At 47.1% G+C, this 18040-nt stretch carries 22 protein-coding genes and 1 tRNA gene; 21 read left to right on the top strand and 2 right to left on the bottom strand.

Going from position 1 to position 18040, the window contains the following annotated elements; all coding sequences use genetic code 11:
• Window positions 1–54: 54 nt before the first annotated feature.
• The 14 genes from A3GA_RS0109270 to tatC all read left to right on the top strand — a co-directional run bounded on the left by A3GA_RS0109270 (window position 55) and on the right by tatC (window position 10468).
• Window positions 55–849 carry an ABC transporter ATP-binding protein gene (locus tag A3GA_RS0109270; protein ID WP_026156923.1) on the top strand — a complete coding sequence of 265 codons (795 nt, stop codon included), beginning with the start codon at window positions 55–57 and terminating at the stop codon, window positions 847–849.
• Window positions 842–1705, top strand: a complete 864-nt coding sequence (locus A3GA_RS0109265; protein ID WP_018027125.1) for an ABC transporter permease — start codon at window positions 842–844, stop codon at window positions 1703–1705. The genes A3GA_RS0109270 and A3GA_RS0109265 overlap by 8 nt, the downstream gene beginning before the upstream one ends.
• Before the next feature lie 20 nt (window positions 1706–1725).
• Window positions 1726–1968: a BolA family protein gene (locus A3GA_RS0109260; protein WP_018027124.1), complete on the top strand. Its 243-nt coding sequence runs from the start codon at window positions 1726–1728 to the stop codon at window positions 1966–1968.
• Entirely contained in the window at window positions 1961–3220 is a 1260-nt protein-coding gene (gene murA, locus A3GA_RS0109255) for a UDP-N-acetylglucosamine 1-carboxyvinyltransferase (protein ID WP_018027123.1), read from the top strand. The genes A3GA_RS0109260 and murA overlap by 8 nt, the downstream gene beginning before the upstream one ends.
• Before the next feature lie 2 nt (window positions 3221–3222).
• Complete coding sequence (gene hisG, locus A3GA_RS0109250; RefSeq protein WP_018027122.1) at window positions 3223–3876, top strand: ATP phosphoribosyltransferase; 654 nt, start codon at window positions 3223–3225, stop codon at window positions 3874–3876.
• A gap of 2 nt (window positions 3877–3878) precedes the next feature.
• Window positions 3879–5180, top strand: a complete 1302-nt coding sequence (hisD, locus tag A3GA_RS0109245) for a histidinol dehydrogenase (RefSeq protein ID WP_018027121.1) — start codon at window positions 3879–3881, stop codon at window positions 5178–5180.
• Window positions 5181–5200: 20 nt separating this feature from the next.
• Entirely contained in the window at window positions 5201–5788 is a 588-nt protein-coding gene (gene hisB / locus A3GA_RS0109240; protein WP_018027120.1) for an imidazoleglycerol-phosphate dehydratase HisB, read from the top strand.
• A 198-nt stretch (window positions 5789–5986) separates the two neighbouring features.
• A complete protein-coding gene (hisA, locus tag A3GA_RS0109235; RefSeq protein WP_018027119.1) occupies window positions 5987–6739 on the top strand; it encodes a 1-(5-phosphoribosyl)-5-[(5-phosphoribosylamino)methylideneamino]imidazole-4-carboxamide isomerase in 753 nt (250 codons plus the stop codon).
• Entirely contained in the window at window positions 6739–7542 is an 804-nt protein-coding gene (hisF, locus tag A3GA_RS0109230) for an imidazole glycerol phosphate synthase subunit HisF (RefSeq protein ID WP_018027118.1), read from the top strand. The genes hisA and hisF overlap by 1 nt, the downstream gene beginning before the upstream one ends.
• Window positions 7543–7944 (top strand): phosphoribosyl-AMP cyclohydrolase, encoded by a 402-nt coding sequence (hisI, locus tag A3GA_RS0109225; protein WP_018027117.1) that lies wholly within the window; start codon window positions 7543–7545, stop codon window positions 7942–7944.
• 16 nt (window positions 7945–7960) lie between these two features.
• On the top strand, window positions 7961–8311 hold the full coding sequence (locus A3GA_RS0109220; RefSeq protein WP_018027116.1) for a phosphoribosyl-ATP diphosphatase: 351 nt from the start codon (window positions 7961–7963) through the stop codon (window positions 8309–8311).
• 77 nt (window positions 8312–8388) lie between these two features.
• On the top strand, window positions 8389–8646 hold the full coding sequence (tatA, locus tag A3GA_RS0109215; RefSeq protein ID WP_018027115.1) for a Sec-independent protein translocase subunit TatA: 258 nt from the start codon (window positions 8389–8391) through the stop codon (window positions 8644–8646).
• A gap of 33 nt (window positions 8647–8679) precedes the next feature.
• Window positions 8680–9696 (top strand): Sec-independent protein translocase protein TatB, encoded by a 1017-nt coding sequence (gene tatB / locus A3GA_RS11860; RefSeq protein WP_018027114.1) that lies wholly within the window; start codon window positions 8680–8682, stop codon window positions 9694–9696.
• Window positions 9689–10468, top strand: coding sequence for a twin-arginine translocase subunit TatC (tatC, locus tag A3GA_RS0109205; RefSeq protein WP_018027113.1), 780 nt, complete (start codon window positions 9689–9691; stop codon window positions 10466–10468). Before tatB ends, tatC begins: the two co-directional genes overlap by 8 nt.
• Before the next feature lie 6 nt (window positions 10469–10474).
• On the opposite strand, the gene A3GA_RS0109200 is transcribed toward tatC, so the two are convergent.
• Window positions 10475–11680 carry a S1C family serine protease gene (locus A3GA_RS0109200; protein ID WP_026156919.1) on the bottom strand — a complete coding sequence of 402 codons (1206 nt, stop codon included), beginning with the start codon at window positions 11678–11680 and terminating at the stop codon, window positions 10475–10477.
• Window positions 11681–11700: 20 nt separating this feature from the next.
• On the opposite strand from A3GA_RS0109200, the gene A3GA_RS0109195 reads away from it, so the two are divergent.
• Entirely contained in the window at window positions 11701–12480 is a 780-nt protein-coding gene (locus tag A3GA_RS0109195) for a Nif3-like dinuclear metal center hexameric protein (RefSeq protein WP_018027111.1), read from the top strand.
• Between the two features lie 75 nt (window positions 12481–12555).
• Here A3GA_RS0109195 and mscL read toward each other — a convergent pair whose 3' ends face one another.
• Window positions 12556–13050, bottom strand: a complete 495-nt coding sequence (gene mscL, locus A3GA_RS0109190) for a large conductance mechanosensitive channel protein MscL (protein ID WP_018027110.1) — start codon at window positions 13048–13050, stop codon at window positions 12556–12558.
• 175 nt (window positions 13051–13225) lie between these two features.
• Between mscL and petA the strand changes: the two genes are divergently transcribed.
• The 6 genes from petA (at window position 13226) to A3GA_RS0109160 (ending at window position 17559) form a co-directional block, all read left to right on the top strand.
• On the top strand, window positions 13226–13870 hold the full coding sequence (gene petA / locus A3GA_RS0109185; protein WP_018027109.1) for a ubiquinol-cytochrome c reductase iron-sulfur subunit: 645 nt from the start codon (window positions 13226–13228) through the stop codon (window positions 13868–13870).
• A 59-nt stretch (window positions 13871–13929) separates the two neighbouring features.
• The gene (locus A3GA_RS0109180) at window positions 13930–15315 is read left to right on the top strand and encodes a cytochrome b (protein ID WP_018027108.1); all 1386 of its coding nucleotides are present in this window, start codon (window positions 13930–13932) and stop codon (window positions 15313–15315) included.
• A 15-nt stretch (window positions 15316–15330) separates the two neighbouring features.
• Window positions 15331–16182 carry a cytochrome c1 gene (locus A3GA_RS0109175; RefSeq protein ID WP_018027107.1) on the top strand — a complete coding sequence of 284 codons (852 nt, stop codon included), beginning with the start codon at window positions 15331–15333 and terminating at the stop codon, window positions 16180–16182.
• A 102-nt stretch (window positions 16183–16284) separates the two neighbouring features.
• Window positions 16285–16896 (top strand): glutathione S-transferase N-terminal domain-containing protein, encoded by a 612-nt coding sequence (locus tag A3GA_RS0109170; protein ID WP_018027106.1) that lies wholly within the window; start codon window positions 16285–16287, stop codon window positions 16894–16896.
• A gap of 81 nt (window positions 16897–16977) precedes the next feature.
• Window positions 16978–17382: a ClpXP protease specificity-enhancing factor gene (locus tag A3GA_RS0109165; protein ID WP_018027105.1), complete on the top strand. Its 405-nt coding sequence runs from the start codon at window positions 16978–16980 to the stop codon at window positions 17380–17382.
• Between the two features lie 101 nt (window positions 17383–17483).
• Window positions 17484–17559, top strand: a tRNA-Thr gene (locus A3GA_RS0109160).
• Window positions 17560–18040 lie beyond the last annotated feature (481 nt).

Genomic DNA, 18040 nt, shown 5'->3' with positions numbered 1-18040 from the left:
AAAATAGCTTAGTCTCACTTCTTGCTTTATAAGAATCTTAACGTTAATAAATCTATGTCTATTGCAATTCAATTTGAGCATGTCTCCAAGATATACCCTAAGGAAAGCTCAATGTGGCGCCGTCTCATGGGGCGTGATGTGGAGGCTGGCGGCTTTCAGGCGCTCAATGATGTGTCCTTTGAGGTAAAAGAGGGGGAGTTTTTTGGTTTGTTGGGTCCTAATGGCGCCGGTAAAACTACCCTGATTTCGGTGCTGTCGGGTTTGGTGCGAGCCAGTGCTGGAACCGCCAAGGTGATGGGCTTTGATGTGCAGGAGCAATATAGACAGGCACGCCGAGCCTTGGGCGTGGTGCCACAAGAGCTGGTATATGACCCCTTTTTTACCGTGCGTGAGACCTTACGTTTGCAGTCTGGCTATTTTGGCATTCGCCATAATGACGACTGGATTGATGAGGTGCTTGCTAATTTAGGCTTAAGCGATAAGGCCGAGGCAAATATGCGCGCCCTATCAGGTGGTATGAAGCGGCGTGTTTTAGTTGCGCAAGCCTTGGTACACTGTCCGCCGGTGATTATTTTGGATGAACCTACCGCTGGCGTGGATGTGGATTTACGACGTGGGCTTTGGGATTTTATTTCAAGACTAAATAAAAAGGGTCATACTGTACTTTTAACGACGCATTATCTCGAAGAGGCCGAGTCCATGTGCCATCGCTTGGCCTTTTTAAAACGTGGTAATTTAATCGCCTTAGATACAACAGAAGCGATTATGGCGCATTATGGTGGTGCGAATCTTGAGGCCGCATTTTCTCGCGCTATGTATGATTCCTCGCTGGAGGTGTCTCATGACTAGGACTAGTGATCGTCAAGTGTCGTCGACCGTAGAGAACAGCGCGTTAGGAAGTAGTGCCTATCAACGACTGCGCCAGCATAAAGACTATCGTTCTGGATTTCCTACGCTCTTAGCCAAAGAGGTGATGCGCTTCTGGCGTGTGGCTCTACAAACCATCCTGGCGCCGGTGTTAACCTCTGTGCTTTATTTACTGGTTTTTTCCCATGTCTTGCAAGGACGGGTACAAAGCTACGCAGGCTCGGATATTAGCATTGACTATGTATCATTTTTGATTCCGGGATTAATTATGATGAGTATGCAGCAAAATGCATTTGCTAATGCCTCATCGTCGCTCGTGCAAAGTCGGATCACCGGTAATCTGGTGTTTATTTTATTGCCACCGTTATCTGCCTATGAGCTGTATGGTGCTTATGTGCTGGGTGGGGTTATCCGTGGTTTGATGGTGGGACTGAGCTTGTGGCTCTTTGCGCTGATTTTTAGGGTGGTGCTACCTTACAATATACTGTGGGTTTTAGTCTTTGCTGTATTAGCTTGCGGTATTATGTCTACCTTGGGATTGATTGCGGGCCTATGGTCGGAGAAGTTTGACCAATTAGCCCTATTCCAAAACTTTTTAATTATGCCGGCGAGTTTTTTGTCCGGTGTGTTTTATTCAATTCACTCATTACCGCCGTTTTGGCAAGCCGTATCCCATTGGAATCCGATCTTTTATATGATTGACGGCATGCGCTATGGCTTCTTTGGGGTGGCAGACACCTCCCCCTGGTTAAGTTTGGCGGTGGTTAGTGTGTTTTTTGTGATTGTTTCACTGATCGCTTTGCGTTTAATTGTCAGTGGTTATAAGCTAAGAAATTAATTTTTAAAGGGTTAATCAAGATGTTACCTACACCAGAGCAGATTAAAACGTATATCGAGAGTAATTTAGCCTGTGAGCATGTGCATGTGGTCGGTGATGGCTCGCATTTTGAAGCGGTCATTGTTAGCAAAGCCTTTGAGGGTAAGCGCTTAATTCAGCGTCACCAGTTAGTTTATGCCGCCTTGGGTGAACGCATGAAGGAGGAAATTCATGCGCTTTCAATGAAGACCTTAACCCCGGCAGAGTTTTCTCAACATGGCTAAATTAAGAATTATCGGCGGTCAGCCTTTGCACGGTGAGGTGATGATCTCTGGCGCTAAAAACGCCGCCTTGCCTATTTTATGTACAACCTTATTAACCGCAGAGCCGGTTATTTTACGTAATATTCCGCGTCTCAAGGATGTGGAAACGATGATTGCGGTGTTGCAGCAGCTCGGTGTGGTGGCGGAGTGGTTGGCTGAGGATGTACTGAAGTTGCAGACGCTTGAAGTCACATCGCATGAGGCGCCGTATGAATTGGTTAGCACCATGCGTGCCTCAATTCTTGTGCTAGGGCCGTTGCTAGCACGGATTGGGCGTGCTAAGGTCAGCTTGCCTGGTGGTTGCGCCATCGGTTCACGCCCTGTGGATCAACACCTTAAGGGGCTCAAGGAGTTGGGCGCTCAATTAGCGGTGGAGCATGGCTATGTTTATGGCGAGGCTGGTGCGACAGGCTTGGTTGGCGGCTCAATTCGTACTGATATGGTGACGGTTGGTGGTACTGAGCAGTTTTTAATGAGCGCTGTATTGGCAAAAGGTACAACGATTTTAGAAAATGCCGCACGGGAACCGGAAGTGGTTGATTTGGCCAATATTCTGATTGCCATGGGGGCGAAAATCAGTGGCCACGGCACGGATAGAATCGTGATCGAAGGGGTTGAGCAGCTCCATGGCACCGACTATGCCATTATTTCGGATCGTATTGAGGCCGGGACATTCTTATGTGCGGTGGCGGCGACCGGGGGTGAGCTGTTGTTGCGCAATGTGAATCCCGACACCATGGGTGCCACGCTGGATAAGCTGAGCGAAGCGGGGCTTGCGCTTGAGATTGGGGCGGATACGATTCATGCAACCATGAAGCAACGGCCTAAAGCCGTCAGTTTTCGTACCGCCGAGCATCCAGGATTCCCTACGGATATGCAGGCGCAAATGATGGCAATGAATTGTGTTGCTGAGGGGACTGCTGTGATTGTAGAAAATATTTTCGAAAATCGCTTTATGCATGTTTCTGAGCTGCTGCGCTTAAATGCGGATATTTTACTTGATGGTCCCACCGCCGTGGTTAACGGTGTTGAGCACCTATCCGGAGCCATGGTGATGGCAACCGATCTACGGGCTTCGGCTAGTTTGGTGATTGCTGGTTTAGTCGCAGAGGGCGAGACAATTGTCGATCGTATCTATCACCTCGATCGCGGCTATGTCAATATGGAACAAAAGCTGAGCGCCGTGGGCGCAACAATTCAAAGGATAGATTAAGCATGGATAAGCTGACGCTTGCCCTTTCCAAAGGACGTATTTTTGATGACACCTTGCCATTATTGGCCAGTGTTGGGATTGAGGTGGCAGAAAACCCGAGTACCTCGCGCAAATTGATTTTAGCCACTAGCGATCCGAATTTGCAGATTTTGATTGTGCGCGCTTCTGATGTGCCAACCTATGTGCAGTTCGGTGCGGCGGATTTTGGTGTGGCCGGTTTGGACGTGCTGTATGAATATAGTCAGGATCATGCGGGTGGTCTTTATCAGCCGATTGACTTAAATATTGCGAAATGTCGTTTGGCGGTGGCGGTGCGTCAGGATTTTGATTATGAAAAGGCGGTGCGCCAAGGGAGTCGCCTAAGGGTCGCCACCAAGTATGTCAATATCACGCGCGAGCACTTCGCTAAAAAGGGTGTACACGTTGATATAATCAAGTTATATGGCTCCATGGAACTGGCGCCTTTGACTGGCTTGGCTGACGCCATTGTGGATGTGGTTTCCACGGGTGGTACCCTGCGAGCGAATAATTTAATTGATGTGGAAGATGTGATGCCAGTTTCATCACGTCTGATTGTGAATCAAGCGGCCTTAAAAACCCGTAGTAAAAGCTTGCAGCCCTTTCTTGATGCATTTGAAAAGGCTGCCTTGGAATAGTTATGTCAGTAATTAATCGATTAGATGCTAGTAGTGTAGGATTTGGTGAGCAGTTAGCTCAGTTATTAGCCTATGACGAGACGCAAGACGCTCAAATTGAGCAGGTGGTCAGCGAAATTATAGCGGATGTGCGGGCGCGTGGTGATGCGGCCGTGCTTGAGTATAGCCGCAAATTTGATGGCGTACAGGCCGAGAGCATGGCTGAGTTGGAGATTTCTCAGGCGCAATGTCAGGCCGCATTAGAGGGTCTGCCTGAGGAGCAGCGTCAGGCCCTGATGAAAGCCGCTGAGCGTATTCGTCGCTATCATGAGCATCAAAAAAGCGAGGGCTGGCATTACGAGGAGGCGGATGGTACGGTGCTAGGGGTTAAAATCAGCCCCATGGATCGGGTTGGGCTCTATGTGCCTGGCGGTAAGGCCGCTTATCCTTCTTCGGTTTTGATGAACGCGGTGCCAGCCAAGGTGGCCGGGGTGCAGGAAGTGGTGATGGTGACCCCGACTCCGGGCGGTGAGCATAATCCTTTAGTGCTAGCCGCAGCGGCGGTGGCCGGTGTCGATCGCGTGCTCAGCATTGGTGGTGCGCAAGCGGTGGCTGCCTTAGCTTATGGTACTGAGACGATTGCACAGGTCGATAAAATTGTCGGTCCGGGTAATGCCTACGTGGCTGAGGCAAAGCGTCGAGTTTTTGGTGTGGTCGGTATTGATATGATTGCCGGTCCCAGTGAGATTTTAATTATTTGTGATGGTAAAACGCCAGCTGACTGGATTGCCATGGATCTCTTTTCGCAAGCTGAGCATGATGAATTGGCACAAGCCATTTTATTATGCCCTGATGCGGCCTATTTAGACGAGGTGGAGGCTTCGATCCAACGCCAGTTGCCCAACATGTGGCGGCGTGAGATTATTGCTACAAGTTTAGCCAATCGCGGTGCCTTGATATTAGTAAAAGACTTGGATGAGGCCTGTGAGATCGCTAACTATGTCGCTGCGGAGCATTTGGAGATTTCGGTCGCAGATGCGCAGCCCTTGGTCGATAAAATTCGCCATGCCGGTGCGATCTTTGTCGGACCCTATAGCTCTGAAGCCTTAGGCGACTATTGTGCAGGTCCTAATCATGTCTTACCCACCTCACGTACGGCTCGTTTTTCATCGCCGTTGGGCGTGTATGATTTCCAAAAGCGCTCTAGCCTTATTAGGGTGTCGCAAGCAGGCGCTGCGATGCTAGGGCCGATTGCAAGTAGTTTAGCGTATGGTGAGGGTCTACAGGCGCATGCCCGTAGTGCTGAATACCGCTATAAGAATTAATTTATTATAAGGAAGATGTCATGCGTACTGCTGAAGTTAGTCGTGATACCCAAGAGACGAAGATTCGTGTTGCCATTAATTTAGATGGTACGGGTAAACAGGATATTAATACGGGCGTGCCATTTCTCGATCATATGCTTGATCAAATCGCACGTCACGGTCTGATTGATTTAGAGGTTTACTGTGATGGTGATACACATATTGATGATCACCACACGGTGGAGGATGTCGGTATCACGCTGGGGCAAGCCTTTGCCAAAGCCGTGGGTGATAAAAAGGGCATTGTCCGCTATGGTCATTCCTACGTGCCTTTGGATGAGGCGCTGTCACGCGTAGTGATTGATTTTTCAGGTCGCCCAGGCTTGTACTACCACATTCCTTTTACGCGGGCTTTGATTGGTCGCTTTGATGTGGATTTGTTCCAAGAGTTTTTTCAGGGCTTTGTGAATCATGCCGCAGTGACCTTGCATATTGATAATCTTAAAGGGATTAATTCACATCACCAAGCCGAGACGGTATTTAAGGCATTCGGACGGGCGCTACGCATGGCCTTAGCCGAGGATCCGCGTATGGCCGGGGTAATTCCTTCAACCAAGGGTGTGCTCTAGTCTTGCCTGTGTCGTCCAGGGTCTGCGTGGGCTTTGGACGACAATTTGAGGAAGCATCAAATTTAATTGTATTGATCCTCGTAATTGCTAGTGCAAAACACTCAAAATAAGGTATAAATACTATTTGCGGGGCGATAAATATTATCCATCGCCGTTTGATTTAAATTTAAACTATTTACTCTACTATTCTATAATATCATGCTGCTCATCCCAGCCATCGACCTAAAGGACGGCCAATGTGTTCGTCTCAGACAGGGTGATCTTGACGACACCACGATTTTCTCTGATAGCCCAGCCGCAGTTGCTGAAGCTTGGCTCAAAAAGGGGGCGGAGCGCCTGCATCTGGTTGACCTAAACGGTGCTTTTGCCGGACGCCCTAAAAACAAAGCCGCTATTGATGCCATTTTAAAAGCCGTTGATCGCGAAATTCCCGTACAAATTGGCGGCGGTATTCGGGATATGGCAACCATTGAGCATTATCTTGATAGCGGCATTGATTATGTCATTATCGGTACTGCAGCCGTTAAGGATCCAGGTTTTTTACAGGATGCGTGCAGCGCCTTTCACGGGCATATTATTGTGGGTTTAGATGCCAAAGATGGTAAGGTAGCCACTGATGGTTGGGCCAAGATCACAAAAAATGATGTGATCGATATGGCAAAGCGTTTTGAAGACTTCGGAGTGGAGTCGATTATCTATACTGATATTGGCCGCGATGGTATGTTGAGCGGGGTTAATATCGAAGCAACCGTACGTCTGGCCAATGCGACCAGAATTCCGGTCATCGCTTCCGGCGGAGTGACTGATTTGCGAGACATTGAGGCACTTTGTCAGGTGGCAGATGAAGGCGTTGAGGGTGTGATCCTCGGCCGGAGTATCTACGAAGGTACTTTGGATTTTGAAGAAGCCCTCGATTTTGTTGATGACTATTTTGAAGAGATAGAGGAATAATGCAAAACGACCAATTAAACCAGCAATCAAATGTGTACAAGCGAATCATCCCGTGCTTAGATGTTAATGGTGGTCGTGTAGTTAAGGGTGTAAATTTTGTCGGCTTACGAGATGCCGGCGATCCGGTTGAAATAGCGAAAAGCTATTGTCAACAGGGAGCCGACGAGCTGACTTTTTTAGACATTACTGCGACTAGTGACGATCGTGAGATGATTTTTCCGGTCATTGAAAAAACCGTAGCGGCTATCAATATTCCGCTGACAGTCGGTGGCGGTGTGCGTAGTCTGGAGGATATCCAGCGCCTGCTTGATATTGGCGTCTCTAAGGTATCCATCGGTAGTGCGGCCATTGCCAATCCCGAGCTGATTAGGGAGGCAGCCGAGCGTTTTGGTTCCGAACGCATCGTCATCGCGATTGATGCGCGTCAGGTGAATGCCGAGGGCGAAGCACCACGGTGGGAGGTTATTTCTCACGGCGGTCGTCAGGGCACTGGTATGGACGCAGTTGAATGGGCCAAAACCATGGAGACAAAGGGCGCAGGTGAGATTCTCGTGACTAGTATGGATCGCGATGGCACCAAAGATGGCTTTGATCTGGCATTAACGCGCGCCATCAGCGATGCGGTGAGCATTCCTGTTACCGCCTCTGGTGGTGTGGGTACGCTCCAGCATATGGCTGATGGGGTTACAAAGGGTGGCGCTAGCGCCGTGTTGGCAGCCAGTGTATTCCACTTTGGCGAATTTACGGTGCAAGAGTGCAAGCAGTTTATGCGCGATCAAGGTATTGCAGTTAGGATGGACTAAATGACCTGGATCACTCAAGTCAACTTTAATGATCAGGGGCTTATCCCTGTGATAGCGCAGGATTGGCAAACAAATCGTGTGCTGATGGTGGCTTGGATGAACCATGAAGCCTTAGTTGAGACGGTGACCACTAAACGCGGTGTTTATTGGTCCCGCTCTCGTAAAAAGCTGTGGCGTAAGGGTGAAAGCTCAGGCAATACACAAATTGTGCATGAGATTATTCTGGATTGTGATGCTGATGTGCTGCTACTCAAGATCGAGCAACAGGGCGGTGTGGCTTGTCATACCGGTCGCGAGAGTTGTTTTTTTCGAGTCTTAAAGACATCTGCTGAGGGTGAGCGCTATTGGGATGCGGTAGACCCTGTGCTGATGGATCCAGCGCTTATGTACAAGTCTGAGTAATTAGTTAGAGTGGTAAATGTCAGAGCAAAAGCAAATTGAAGCGCAACAGGTGTTAGCGCATTTAGAGCAGGTCTTAATAAGCCGTCTCCCGGCAAATGGTGGCGATCCCGACACCTCATATGTGGCCAAGCTCTACCATAAGGGTGAGAACTCGTTTTTGAAAAAGATTGCCGAAGAGGGCGCTGAGCTGATTATGGCCTGCAAAGATGGCAATCAAGAAGAAATTATTTATGAAGCGGCCGACTTATGGTTCCATAGTCTGCTTGCTTTGATCTATTATGGCGTTTCACCGGCACAGGTACTAGCCGAATTGGCACGGCGTGAGGGCTTATCCGGTTTAGTTGAAAAAGCGTCACGTCCTGAATAGGTCGGACTGCTTTTAGTCATAAAGGTATCAACTTGCAAATGCTATACTATTAGCAAAGAAATTTTTGGGAGAATATGATGGGTTCATTAAGTATTTGGCATTGGTTAATCGTTTTGGTCGTAGTGGCTTTAGTCTTTGGTACCAAGAAATTGCGTAATGTCGGTGAGGATTTAGGTACGGCGGTCAAAGGCTTTAAAAAGGGCCTTGGTGATGCCGAAGAAGAAAGCACAGTAGCCAAAAAAGCGGCTACCGAAGAGGCTAAAGCAGTGCCCGTAAATCAGGTTAGCGATGCCGAATTTACCGAGATTAAGGACAAGGATAAGCCATCTGCTTAAGCACTTCGGTGTAGGTGGTCGTGCCGAGTTACTATGTTTGGTCTTAGCTTTTCCGAGATAATTATTATTGCGCTGGTTGCGCTAATCGTGATTGGACCTGAGCGCCTGCCGAAAACGGCAAGGGCGCTTGGTTTATTGATGGGCCGTGCACAACGCTATGTGAACGATATTAAAAGTGATATCGAGCGTGAAATGCACGTTGATGATATTAAAAAGTTTAAGGACGAAGTGGCTTCAAACGTCTCCAAAGCTAAGTCTTCAGTGGAGGGTGAAATTACCTCCATTACCAATCCCATTAAAAGCATCACAAACCCCTTAGATACGGTTAAATCTGAGGTAAAGGATCTGGAGCAGCAGCTAAAGGGTTCATTAAACCCTTTACCAAATTTAGATAGCTTAAAATTAGACGAAGCAGCGAAGACAGCGGCTTCGGTGCCGCTGACGGAGGCGCCAAAGACAGTGGCCTCAAGCACTGTCAGTCGTGATGCGGCTGCGGTAAGCGCTGGCGCTTCCAGTGCTTCTGCCGAGGCTGTGACGGGGGCTGGGGCTAAGAGCACAATGCCTGATGCCGCACAGCATCAGCAGGCGCCAGCGCCGCGTATGAGGTCCGTTGATTCGACGGTGGCGGAGGCCTTAATTTATCCCGAAGAGCAGGACGAGAGTCTAGCCGCCGGCGCGGATGTATTGCGTAAGCGCTGGATACCTGATGCTGATGAATCAACCGCAAGTGGGGAGTCCGCTGCATCTAGCGTGAGTGCTAGTAGGCAGCAGCTGACTAGTGCTTATGATGGACCAAGCTACGAACCACCGCTAGCGCCTGAGCGAGATGCGGAGGCGCTTGAAGCAGATAACGCCGCTTGGGATGCCTATGTGGCGGAGCATGAGAGTCCTATAAATGCTGATAAAAGTTTAGCGGGCTTAGCGCTATGGGAGCAAAAGCCTGGTGCTGAATCGGCTGCTGTTAGCCTTGCGCAGCATGAGGAGGCCGCTGCCGACGAAGCAGGCAATAAGAACACATCAAGTAGTGATAGGGGTGGCTCACATGTCTAAACAAGCAAGTTCAGCGGCAGACGATCCGGGTCAAAGTTTTTTCTCACATTTAATTGAGTTGCGCACACGCATCATCCGTATGTTGTTGGCGGTGTTGGCGGTTTTTGTGGTGCTGACCATCTATCCTGGTACTGGTGCCGTGTATGATTTTTTGGCGCAACCCATGATCAGTACCCTACCAGAAAATCGCACCATGATTGCGACAGGCGTTATTACGCCGTTTTTGGTGCCGCTCAAGGTGACTCTGTTGGTGGCCTTTGTGATTGCTTTGCCGGTGGTTTTATATCAAGCGTGGGCCTTTATTGCACCGGGATTGTATTTGCATGAAAAGCGCTTAATCATCCCCTTAATTGTGTCCAGTACCTTGCTCTTTTTCTTGGGCATGCTGTTCTGCTATTACGTGGTATTTCATACCATCTTTCAGTTTATTGCGATGGTTGCGCCAGAGTCGATTGCTGTTGCGCCTGATATTGCAGCGTATCTCAGCTTTGTGATGACGATGTTTTTGGCCTTTGGTGTGACTTTTCAGGTGCCGGTGGTGGTCGTGGTATTAGCTTCATTTGGTATTATCACGGTTGAAAAGCTAAAAGCCATTCGTGGTTATGTGATTGTCGGTGCCTTTGTCGTAGCCGCTATCGTGACGCCACCGGACGTTATCAGTCAGTTACTCATGGCCTTGCCACTGTGTATTTTGTATGAGTTTGGCATTTTCTTATGCCGCTTTGTCAAGGTCCGAAAGCCGGAGAGCGAAGCGGTAGCAGAGGAGTCGTAATCAGTGCTACTCAAAGCTTTTAGGGCGCTGCGCTAAAGTCACATCAAAGCTAAGTTTACGACCACCTCTTAAGACCTCTAGCTTAATCAGGGTGCCGGGCTTTAGTCCGGCCACTTCATTCAGCATTTGGCGGGTGTTAATCGCCTCTTTGTCATTGATTTTTAAAATAATATCGCCCACCGCTAAACCACTGGTGGCTGCAGGACTTTGCTGACCTACCGAGGCAATAATCACACCACGCACTTGGGGCAGATTAAAGGCTTTGGCTAGATCTGGGGTCACGTCTTGCGGCTCAACTCCTAGCCAGCCGCGTGAAACCTTACCCGTTTCAATAATCTCGGCCATGATTTTTAAGGCCGTACTGGCTGGCGTTGCAAAGCCAATGCCTAAAGAACCGCCAGAGCCAGACTCAGCATATATCGCTGTATTAATACCAATCAAACTGCCATTTACATTAATTAAGGCGCCACCGGAGTTACCTGGGTTAATCGCCGCATCGGTTTGAATAAAGTTTTCATAGGTATTGATGCCGAGGCCTGAGCGATCCAAGGCAGAAATAATGCCCATGGTGGTGGTTTGGCCAACACCAAAGGGGTTGCCTATCGCTAACACCACATCGCCGACATTAAGCGTTTGATTAGGATCGCTTTTGATGGGTTGGATCGTTGGTAAATCAATTTGTAGTACCGCCAGATCGGTGTCTGGATCGGCGCCAATAAATTTAGCGCCTGCTCTTTGCCCGTCATGAAGCAGCACCTCAATCGCATCCGCCGCTTCAACGACGTGATAATTGGTTAAGATATAGCCTTGTTCTGAGGCGATCACGCCTGAGCCTAGGCTGGTTGGATCGCTTAGACGCTGACGCTCATTTTGCTCCTGAATAAAGGGGCGTAACGAGGGTATATCATTCAGTTCGCGTAGCGGCGAAGCAACGCGTTTAGTGGTATAAATATTAACCACTGAGGGTGCGGCAAGTTTCACTGCATCCGCATAGGAGGTAAAGACCGTCACCGTGGTTGTGATGGGGCTTTGAGACTTAGTGGAGCTGTTTTGATTGGGAATCGCCTCGGGTTGTATCTTGACCATGGCGGTTGGTTGAGTTTGGATTTCTATTTGTCGATCCAGCCATCCGGGCCTGATAGTACTAATTGTAAATATCAGTGCCAAGACAATCGTGACGGCTTGTGTAAAAATCAACCAATAGCGGTACATAAATAACGTAGGAATCGATCGTGAATAAAATTACAGTCAAAGAGCTCATGCATTGGCTCGATACTCAGCTGCAACCCCATTTGTTTCAGGATTATGCGCCAAATGGACTGCAGGTGCAGGGAAAACCTGAGATCAAAAAGGTGGTTTTCGGTGTCACTGCCAGTCTGGATTTGGTGGAACAAGCGATTGAAAAGCAGGCAGATGCGATTATCGTGCATCATGGCTGGTTTTGGAAAAATGAAGACACCAGAATCATCAATGCAAAATATCAGCGACTGGCTAAGCTTATCAAACATGATATCAATCTGATTGCATATCACCTACCACTTGATGCTCATCCATTATGGGGTAATAATGCCATGTTAGCGCAAGTCTTGGGATTGCGTGTTGACTATGTGGATAATAAACCACACACCGTGGGCAGGGATAATTTGATTTGGTTGGGGCAGACGCCACAGGACGAGATGACTGCGCAGCAATTCAGCGAACATCTTCAGCTGGCGTTGGGTCGCGCACCGCTCTTTATTGGCGACCCGGAGCAAAGGATTCGCACCGTTGCTTGGTGTACCGGCGGCGCTCAAAGTATGTTTGAAGAGGCGGTTTTAGCTGGTGCCGATGCCTATATCACTGGTGAGGCCTCAGAGCCAGTGTTTCATCTGGCCAGAGAGTATGGTGTGGCCTATTATGGTGCCGGCCATCATGCGACTGAGCGCTATGGTGTGCAGGGTTTGATGCGGGTGATGCAGGAACGCTTTCCACAGCTGCAGTTAGAGTTTGTGAATATTGAAAACCCAGTTTGATGGGGCGTTACTTAGCAAAAAATTAGCCCGAACAAGCTAGGTTCGGGCTGATGCAATGATGAGCGCTAATAACGACTACTGCAATTTGTTGTCAATTTGCGACTGTGCTTCCTGCTTTTGTAGTAAATCGCGGATTTCACGGAGCAGTGCAACATCAGCTGGTTCAGCTTCAGGAGCCGCCTCTTCGACCTTTTTCTCGTGTTCAAAGCTAGCGCGTGCTTTAGCAATGACTTTTACCATTAAAAAGACCACAAATGCCAGTAAGATAAAGTTGATTAAAATGGTGACAAAATTACCATAAGCAAAGACGTTAGCGCCTGCCTCAGTCAGCGCTTGGTAGGTTTCAGGGCCGCTGTATCCCTCAGGGCGAGATAGCACTACGAACATATTAGAGAAGTCGGCCGAACCGCCAATGATAAAGCTGATAAGCGGCATGATCACATCCTTGACTAATGAGTCGATGATCTTGCCGAAAGCGGCACCGATAATCACCCCGACGGCGAGGTCGATCATATTGCCTTTAACAGCAAATTCCTTGAACTCTTGAATAAAACTGGAGGCCTTGCTCATAAAAAATTTCCTTTTAATCGATGTAACAGGTTTATAAAGTATATAATAAGGGGTTAAATAGTATTGCGTATAGTAATATTGTATATTTTTCAGATTATGTTTGTACGATTGTAGCGCAGGTTTCTGGTGCCACACATCGTTTATTTTTTAGACCTTGGCAGAAATAGGGAATGATATGAGTCAAGAATCTACAGTTTCAAAAGAGATGGTCGTTGAGCAGGCCTCACCCAGTGTGTTGCCTGATGATCCCGCTCGTCGTTTTTGGTTAGGTACCGCCTGTGCGGTCGGTGGCGTTGCAGGGGTTGCTACGGTAATTCCTTTTGTGGCATCAATGTCACCATCAGATAGAGCTAAGGCTGCCGGTGCACCGGTTCAGGTAAATATCTCAGCAGTGGCCCCGGGTCAGATGATTACTGCTGAGTGGCAGGGTAAGCCGGTATGGATTTTGCGCCGCACACCCGAGATGCTTGCTTCGCTCTCCAAGCTTAATGATGAACTGGTTGATCCAATGTCCGATCGTCCTGGTTTTACGCCTGACTTTGCCAAAAATGAGCACCGCTCAATTAACCCTGAGTGGATGGTGATGGTGGGTATTTGTACACATTTAGGCTGTTCTCCCTCCGCTCGCTTTGCCACTGGTAGTTCTCAAGGTATGAGCGCCGATTGGTTGGGCGGTTATTTGTGTCCTTGTCATGGTTCGGTCTTTGATTTTGCCGGTCGTGTGTTTAAAAACCAACCGGCCCCTGATAACCTACTGGTACCTCCTTATTACTTTGTTGACGATTTCAACATCATGATTGGGATGGTTTCTCCGGCCTAATCGCTTGGGAACCTGCAGGGTTTTTTTGATTGTTAGCTTTTGATAAAAAGGAGCCTTACATGGCCAGCGAGAAAGTTGTTGAAACAACAGGTCTTCTTGGTTGGGTAGATCGCCGATTTCCGATGACCAAAATGGTCAAGGAGCATATGACGGAGTATTATGCCCCCAAGAATTTTAACTTCTGGTATTTCTTCGGTTCATTAGCCATGCTAGTACTGGTTATTCAGATCTTGACCGGTATTTTCTTGGTGATGCACTATAAGCCAGATGGTAATGTAGCATTCGCTTCAGTTGAGTACATCATGCGTGAAGTACCCTTTGGTTGGGTGATTCGCTATATGCACTCTACCGGCGCCTCCATGTTCTTTGTGGTGGTGTATTTGCACATGTTGCGTGGTATGCTCTATGGTTCTTACCGCAAGCCACGTGAGCTAGTGTGGATTTTCGGGGTTGCCATCTTCCTCTGCTTAATGGCTGAGGCCTTCTTTGGTTATTTATTGCCTTGGGGTCAAATGTCATACTGGGGCGCTCAGGTGATTGTTAACCTTTTTGCGGCTGTGCCTTTTGTAGGTGAAGCCTTATCTACTTGGATTCGCGGTGACTTCGTGGTGTCTGATGCTACCTTAAACCGCTTCTTTGCTTTCCACGTGATTGCGATTCCATTAGTGCTTATCGGTTTGATTGTGGCGCACATCATTGCTTTACACGAAGTGGGTTCTAATAACCCTGATGGTGTGGAGATTAAAGAAAAATTAGATGCTAACGGTCGTCCTCTTGACGGTATTCCGTTCCATCCTTATTACACGGTGCATGATATTTTAGGTGTGGCCGGTTTCTTATTAGTCTTTGCGGCTATTATGTTTTTTGCGCCGACCATGGGTGGTTACTTCTTAGAGGCTAATAACTTTATCCCTGCTGACCCTTATGTGACACCGCCGCATATTGCGCCAGTATGGTATTTCACGCCATTCTACTCGATGCTGCGTGCCACCACGGATGAGTTTACTTGGGCTTTAGTTGCTTTCTGTATCCTCTTTGCGATTGGCTTATTCTTCAGTAAAAATACCCGTGGCATTTGGAAGATTGTATGGCCAGTGATTTTAATTGCTGTGGCTGTGCTACTTCGTGTGTTTGATGCGAAGTTCTGGGGTGTTGTGGTCATGGGCGGTACGGTGGTGATGCTTGGTTTCTTACCTTGGTTAGATAAATCGCCAGTTAAGTCGATTCGTTATCGTCCAGGTTGGCACAAGCTACTTTACGCCATCTTCATGATTAACTTTATTATCTTAGGTATCATCGGTACTAAAGCGCCGTCAGATTTATTAAACTTGACGTCGCAAGTGGCTACAGTTATTTACTTAGCGTTCTTCTTCTTTATGCCGATTTGGAGTCGTTTAGGTACGTTCAAAGAAGTACCTGAGCGTGTTACCTACAAGCCACACTAAGAGCAAGGGTGAATCATGTTGAAAAAAATATTAAGCGTTTTAGCTTTAACAGTTGCTGCTGTTACTTCAGCTGGAGCAGCAACAACAGGCCCAGCTTGGGATGTGATGCCTGTTAAGGTAACTGATAAAGCTGCCTTACAAAATGGCGCTAAGCTATTTGTTAATTACTGTTTGAACTGCCATAGCGCTAATTATGTGCGCTATAACAAGTTGATGGATCTGGGTCTCACTGAGCAGCAGATTGAGGATAATCTATTATTTACTGGTGAGCGTGTAGGCGATATGATGCATATTGCCTTACCGGCACAGGATGCTAAAAAGTGGATGGGTGTGACGCCGCCCGATCTGTCTGTGATTGCTCGTTCTCGAGCGGCTAACTTAGGCCAGCCGGGTACGGACTACATCTATACGTATTTGCGTACTTTCTATCGTGATCAAAGCAGCCAAACGGGTTGGAATAATATCGTATTCCCAAATGCGGCAATGCCTAATCCATTATGGAGAATGCAGGGTCCGGTTGAAGCCACCATTACTGATATCAAATCAGTTGAGGACGGCGATACGCGCAAATGGGTTGAAACGGTGACTAAGTTCGACAAAGATGGTTTTGCTACCTTAGTAAGTGAAAAAGTGCTTAGTGATTATAAAGGCGGCGAAAGTTCTTCTGCTGAAATTACATACTTAGACGAGTCTAAGCGTGAGGCCTTTGATAAGAACATGGCCGACCTAAGTGCTTTCTTGGGTTGGATGGCTGAGCCGGATCAGCATTTCCGTAAAGTGCTCGGTACTTGGGTAATGCTATTCTTATCACTGTTCTTTGTTGTCGCTTGGTTCTTGAACAAGCAATACTGGAAAAATGTAAAATAGTTCAACACCGACAGTTTTTTGTACCTACACTACTGTGTAATGCAAATGAGGTCAGTGTCTTATGGCGCTGACCTTAATTCGTTTAAACGGAGACCAATTTATATGATGATTCTTCACTCGGGAACAACTTGCCCCTTTTCTCAGCGTTGTCGTTTTGTTTTATATGAAAAGGGCATGGACTTTGAAATCCGTGATATTGATTTATTCAATATGCCGGAAGATATTACAGTGATGAACCCTTATGGCAAAGTACCTATTTTGGAAGAGCGTGATTTGATTCTTTATGAGTCAAATATCATTAATGAGTATATTGATGAGCGCTTTCCTCATCCACAATTAATGCCAGCCGAACCGATTATGCGTGCACGTACGCGTTTGTTTTTACATAATTTTGAGCGTGAGCTTTTTTCACACGTGCTAGTGTTAGAGGATCGCCAGTTAAGTCCAGATGCCAAGGAAGTGGAAGTGGCGCGTAACCGTATTCGCAATCAGTTAACTGTGTTAGCACCGGTGATGAGCAAAAATGACTATTTGTTAGGCGATGATTTTTCAATGCCTGATGTAGCGATTGCGCCACTACTATGGCGTTTAGAGCACTATGGGATTGAGTTGCCGCGCAGCGCAGCACCAATTCAGAAGTATGCTGAGCGTATTTTCTCCAGACCGTCTTTTATTGAGGCGCTTACCCCAAGTGAAAAGGTAATGCGTCGTTAGTTTTTATGATGCTTAGTACCCGAGCTGTCAGTTTGATGAAGTTCGGGTATTTTGCGTGATTTAAGTGCAAGGAGTGATTGTATGTTTCCGGCATCCAGTAAGCCTTATTTGATTCGTGCATTATATGAGTGGTGTTATGACCAAAGCTTAACACCGCATATTGTGGTGCGCGTCGATAAAAACTGCCAAGTGCCAAAGGCCTTTGTTAAAGATGGCTATATCACTTTTAATGTGGGTCCAGTAGCAACCAAGGATTTTCATGTGGATAATCACTGGGTCTCATTTAGTGCGCGTTTTGGTGGTCAAGCACAAGAGGTGATGTTTCCGGTGGCTACCGTGGTGAGTTTCTTTGCGCGAGAAACACAAGAGGGTATGGGCTTTCCCTTTGAGGAGGATTATGATTTAGTTGATAACGCAGTTGAGCCTGGCGCAGCTTCCGAAAAACCTGAAACCAAAAAAGCCTCAATACTGCAAATTATCAAATAAGTCATTTTTGTTGCAAAAAAAGCATTAAATTCGACTTTTTTATAAAATAACAACAAAAGTACTTGCAAATAAATATAAATCGTCTATAATTTCAATCTTCAGCCGGCTTAGCTCAGTTGGTAGAGCAGCTGATTTGTAATCAGAAGGTCACGAGTTCGACTCTTGTAGCCGGCACCACTTCTCTTTCTATCAAATCACTTTTATTTAAAATAGCCTTGCTTTTGAGTGGTAACTCACTAGGATGTTTTGGCTTTTCGATAAAAGACTTGACAAGAAGAAAAGACTTCAGCATAATAGCTGTCTTTCGCGATATTTAGTGATAGCGAGTAAAAGCGAAGTAAAATAAAAACAACACACTAAAATTTATTTTCAAATATTTTTTAAAAATGTGTTGACAAATAGATTTAGATGATTCATAATTTAAATCTTTGCTGCTCACGAAGCAGTGCTGATGACAACAAGCTAAGCGATTCGTTAGGATGGTTTAACTGGTTGAAATCAACCACGTGTTCTTTAACAATTTAAACAACCGATAAGTGTGGGCACTTAACATGGTGAGCGACCGCCGTTTCACGACGGTGAGCGAAATAAATTATGTTTTAAGTGCTTATGCTTAAGTTATGAAGAAATAGTAAGGTTATATCCTTGTGTGATATGA

Origin of the sequence: Oligella urethralis DSM 7531 (assembly GCF_000372065.1) — a bacterium.
Lineage (GTDB): Bacteria > Pseudomonadota > Gammaproteobacteria > Burkholderiales > Burkholderiaceae_B > Oligella > Oligella urethralis.
Note: the sequence above shows the minus strand (reverse complement) of the source record. Positions and strands in the feature narration are given on the sequence as shown.